Raw genomic sequence first — 4345 nt, forward strand, 5'->3', positions numbered from 1 at the left:
GGCTGACGATGGCACGGCCTTCGCCGTGGGCAGCCATGGCGTGATCCTCGCGCGCGAACCGGGAAAAGCTGCCTGGGAGCGGCACAATCAGGTCTTTTCCCGGCTGGACGACCCTGCACGCAAGGCGCTGGAGTTCGACGGTGATGCCTACGGTGTGGCCATCGCCGACGCCCGGCATGCGGTGGTGGTCGGCGAGGAGCGCATGCTGCGCACCGAGGATGGCGGCCTGCACTGGAAGCGGGTGCCGTATCCGCTGAAGGACATCGCCTTGCAGGACGTGCAGTTCGTCGATCCGCAGACCGGCTGGGCAGTGGGTTCGGGGGGCACCTTGCTGCGCTCGCGCGACCAGGGCAAGACCTGGCACAAGGTCCAGGCGCCGCTTGGCGCTGCGCACTTGATGGGACTGGATTTCAACGACCCTGGGCACGGCTGCGTGGCGGGAGGCTACAAGGTCTGGTGCACGATGGACGGCGGTGAGCAGTGGCACGAGGGCGTGCTCGATATCCCGATCGACATGAGCCTGTCCGACCGGATCGGTTTTACCCGCGTGCGCTTCCAGGATGCCGAGCGCGGCTGGCTGGTCGGCAAGAACGGTTTGATCATGCGCACGGCGGATGGCGGGCAACACTGGCAGTACGTCACTCACCTGAGCCGGCTGCAGGGCCAGACCCTGACCAACGCCGAGCTCTGGGGGCTGACCATCGCCAATGGACGGGTGTGGGCCGCTGGCATCGGCTGGACGGGGGAGCAGACCTATGGCAGCAACTCGCTGAGGTCAGGGGGACTGGTGGTGTCCTGGGCGATCGAGCCCTGAGACCAGCTGCGCGTACCAGTGCGCGTAGGGGGTGTTGGCGACCATGCGCCGGTTGAAGTCGGCGGCGCCATCGTTCCACCATACCGGGCCGCGCTCGCCCAGCGCAGTCTTGGTGGCATCGACGGATTGGCGTGCAGCGTGCAGGCGAGCGGTATCATCGGCCGCCTTCGCCTGCTTCACCTCGCGCCGGGCGGCCATCAACCGGTCGACCAGCGCCTGGCGCTCATCCTCGGCCAGCGCCGGGTTGCTGCAGCGCCAGAGCCGGTCACGGACGACAAAGTAGCGCCCGTCGGGGGTTACAGGGTATTTCGACATGGCTCACCTTTCCCAGTGATGGGTCTTGCCGTGAGAGAGGGCTTGTCCCGTGGAATCGAGTTTGCTCCGTGGCAGGTTTGTCCTGTGGCAGGTTTGTCCTGTGGGAGCGGGCTTGTCCCGCGATGGGGCGCGGAGCGGCCCCAGAATTGAATGGGCGCTGGAAGAGCAACTGGCTGGATTCGGTGCTTCCTGCCGCCACCGCACAACACGGTAACCCTGCGCACCGGCGAGGGCTTCGCCCTCGATCGCGGCACGAGGCACGCTCCCACAGGGCCCGGCGACGCCGGGCCGGGGGCGAGTAGTACCTCGGTAGAAGACAGTTGCTCCCACATGCCCTGGCTGCGCCGGGCAGGGCATCGATCCTGCAAAGGTGCGGTCTTGTTCATTGCCTCAGCTCACGCAGCCCTGCCTTGGCCTCGACCGCCAGCGCCGCCACATCCAGTCCCAGCATTTTCCCCGCGCGCTTGATCACCCGCCCATCGGCGATCACCGTGTCCACATCCGCCGGGGTGGCGGACTGCACCACGCTGGCCACGGGATCCGCGACCGGGAACAGCCCCAGCCGGCGGCTGTCGATCAGCACCAGGTCGGCGCGCTTGCCCGGACTGATCGAGCCGATCTGCTCGCCAAGGCCCATCGCGTCCGCCGCGCCCTGGGTCGCCCAGTGCAGCACGTCGCGGGCGCTCATGCGCTGTTCGTCGCCGGTCATGCCGATGGCGAGGTTCAAGGCCGTCTGCATCAGCATGTAGGGATTGGCATTGCCCGACAACACCAGGGTGTCGATGCCCAGGCTGACCGGAATGCGGGCCTCATGCAGCGCCGCCACGGGCGCCAGGCCGTAGCCGACGCGCATCTCGGTCAGTGGCGTGATGCACACCGAGGCACCGCTGATCGAGATGCTGCGGATGTCATCGGCATCGGCATGGGTGGCATGCACCAGCTGCACCGAGGGCGTCAGCAGGCCGCGTTCGGCCAGTTGCTGCACGGCCCTTTTCTGCTGCATCTGGCGGCTTACCGCGATGTGAGTGGAGACCGGCAGGTGCCGAGCCTTGGCGTAGGCGAATTCGTCCTGCCAGAGCGACGCTTCGGTACGCTCCGGTCCACGAATCGCCAGGCCAAGGTCAAGGCGGCGGTAGTCGGGGCTGCGCAGCTGCGCCTGAACCCTCTCGATGTCCTTGAAGTCCATCGCCGCGGTGGCTGGCAGGTCCTGGGCGTAGCCATACCACAGCCGCGCGCGCAGGCCGCTGTCACGCAGCGCCTGCAGCTCGGCCTGGGCGAAGGCCGGGCCGCGCAGGTTGTGCGCCCAGCTGTTGACAGTGGTGATGCCGGCGTTGATCGCTTCGGCCAGGCCCAGGCGCACGCCCAGAGCGGTGAGCGCTGGGGTGAAGCGCTTGCTGCTGGCCAGCTGCGACTTGAAGAAGGGTGGCCCGCCGGGCTTGGGCGCGCTGCTGCGCAACAGGCTGTTCCACAGGTGCCAGTGGCCGTCGACCAGGCCAGGGATGAGGATCATGCCAGTGGCATCGAGCTCGGCCGCGCCGTTGCCTTGCAGCTGCTTGCCAACGGCCTTGATGGCGCCATCGTCGATCAGCACGTCGGCACCTTCAAGATCGCCGATCCCGGGATCCATGCTCAGTACTGTCGCATCTCGTATCAACAGGCGGCCAGGGCCGCGCGTGCCCGGCGTAGCGTTGTCGGCCAGGGCCGGCAGGGCCAGTCCGGCGCCTAGCAGCGATCCCAGTTTGAGCAGCGTGCGGCGGTCAAGGCCGGTCATGTCGGTCATCGGCTTCCTCCTTGAACGGGAATGGTCGGGGTCAGGTGCACCCATGCAGCTGACCGCGCATGGCAGTTGATGTTCATCCGTTTTCCGGGCGTGACACAGGTGTGTCACTCACGGGCCACCTGCGTCGCCGGTGCGTCGGCTGTCGCAGGGGCACCGTGCGCCTTTGAATCTCTTGATCCGGACCAGGCCGCTCTGGCACGGCGCTTTCAGCGCGGCAGCCAGGCATTGGCACAGGCGTTGCTCTTGTATGAATGCCCGCCACCAGGGTGCGGCCACTAATAAGAATCGGAGAGAGCACAATGAATCGGACTGGCCTGCTGTGCTGGCGCTCGACTGCCAGGGTGGATCATCCACCGACCGCCCGGGGACTGAACCTGCGCCTGGCGGCGTTGGTGCTGGCGCTGACCTGCCCACCGCTCGCGATGGCCGCCGAGGTCGACGGCAAGCGCATCGCCGCCGCCGATAACGAGCCCGGCAACTGGATGAGCCACGGGCGCACCTACGATGAACAGCGTTTCAGCCCCCTCACGCATATCAACGACAGCAACGTCAGCCAGCTTGGCCTGGCCTGGAGCTACAAGCTGGACCTGGACCGCGGTGTCGAGGCCACGCCGATCGTGGTCGACGGGGTGATGTACACCACAGGTCCCTTCTCGGTGGTCTATGCCCTCGACGCCCGCGACGGCACGCTGCTGTGGAAATACGACCCGCAGTCCGACCGCCAGCGCGCCGGCGAGGCCTGCTGCGATGCGGTCAACCGCGGCGTGGCGGTCTGGCAGGGCAAGGTCTACGTCGGTGTGCTCGACGGTCGCCTGGAAGCCCTCGACGCCAAGACCGGCCAACGGGTGTGGTCGGTCGACACGCGCAACGACAAAGCGCGCAGCTACACCATCACCGGTGCTCCGCGGGTGGTCAACGGCAAGGTCATCATCGGCAACGGCGGCGCCGAATTCGGCGTGCGCGGCTACGTCACCGCGTACGACGCCGGGACCGGCAAGCAGGCCTGGCGCTTCTTCACCGTGCCCGGCGACCCGAAGCTGCCGCCCGAAGACAAGGCCATGCAGATCGCCAGCAAGACCTGGCATGGCGACGCGTTCGTCGAGCAGGGCGGCGGTGGCACGGCCTGGGACTCGTTCGCCTACGACCCTGAGCTGAACCTGTTGTACATCGGCGTCGGCAACGGCTCGACCTGGGACCCGAAATGGCGCAGTCAGGCCAAGGGCGACAATCTGTTTCTGTCGAGCATCGTCGCGGTCAACGCCGACACTGGCGAGTATGCCTGGCACTACCAGACCACCCCCGGCGATGCCTGGGACTTCACCGCCACCCAGCACATGATCCTCGCCGAGCTGCCGATCAACGGCAAGCAACGCAAGGTGCTGATGCAGGCACCGAAGAACGGTTTTTTCTACGTGCTCGACCGCGCCACCGGCGAG

4 protein-coding genes are annotated in these 4345 nt (G+C 67.1%); 2 read left to right on the plus strand and 2 right to left on the minus strand.

From position 1 onward, the window contains the following. Positions 1-814 (plus strand): YCF48-related protein (locus VJS90_RS02155; RefSeq protein WP_324118635.1); only part of this gene is annotated, 814 nt, incomplete at its 5' end. Here the strand turns inward: VJS90_RS02155 and VJS90_RS02160 are convergent. Together VJS90_RS02160 and VJS90_RS02165 are read right to left on the minus strand one after the other, a co-directional pair. Further along, positions 776-1129 carry a hypothetical protein gene (locus VJS90_RS02160; protein ID WP_324118637.1) on the minus strand — a complete coding sequence of 118 codons (354 nt, stop codon included), beginning with the start codon at positions 1127-1129 and terminating at the stop codon, positions 776-778. The genes VJS90_RS02155 and VJS90_RS02160 overlap by 39 nt on opposite strands. 382 nt (positions 1130-1511) lie before the next feature. Beyond that, positions 1512-2909, minus strand: a complete 1398-nt coding sequence (locus VJS90_RS02165) for an amidohydrolase family protein (RefSeq protein ID WP_324118639.1) — start codon at positions 2907-2909, stop codon at positions 1512-1514. Between the two features lie 299 nt (positions 2910-3208). Here VJS90_RS02165 and VJS90_RS02170 point away from each other — a divergent pair. Further along, a partial coding sequence (locus tag VJS90_RS02170) for a PQQ-binding-like beta-propeller repeat protein (protein WP_414704887.1) occupies positions 3209-4345 on the plus strand: 1137 nt, incomplete at its 3' end.

This window comes from Pseudomonas sp., assembly GCF_035277045.1.
Taxonomy (GTDB): Bacteria; Pseudomonadota; Gammaproteobacteria; order Pseudomonadales; family Pseudomonadaceae; genus Aquipseudomonas.

What these genes read in the sequence shown, in the direction of transcription:
- VJS90_RS02160 (WP_324118637.1), bottom strand. Translation starts at nt 1,129, where the DNA reads ATGTCGAAATACCCTGTAACCCCCGACGGGCGCTACTTTGTCGTCCGT.
- VJS90_RS02165 (WP_324118639.1), bottom strand. Translation starts at nt 2,909, where the DNA reads ATGACCGACATGACCGGCCTTGACCGCCGCACGCTGCTCAAACTGGGA.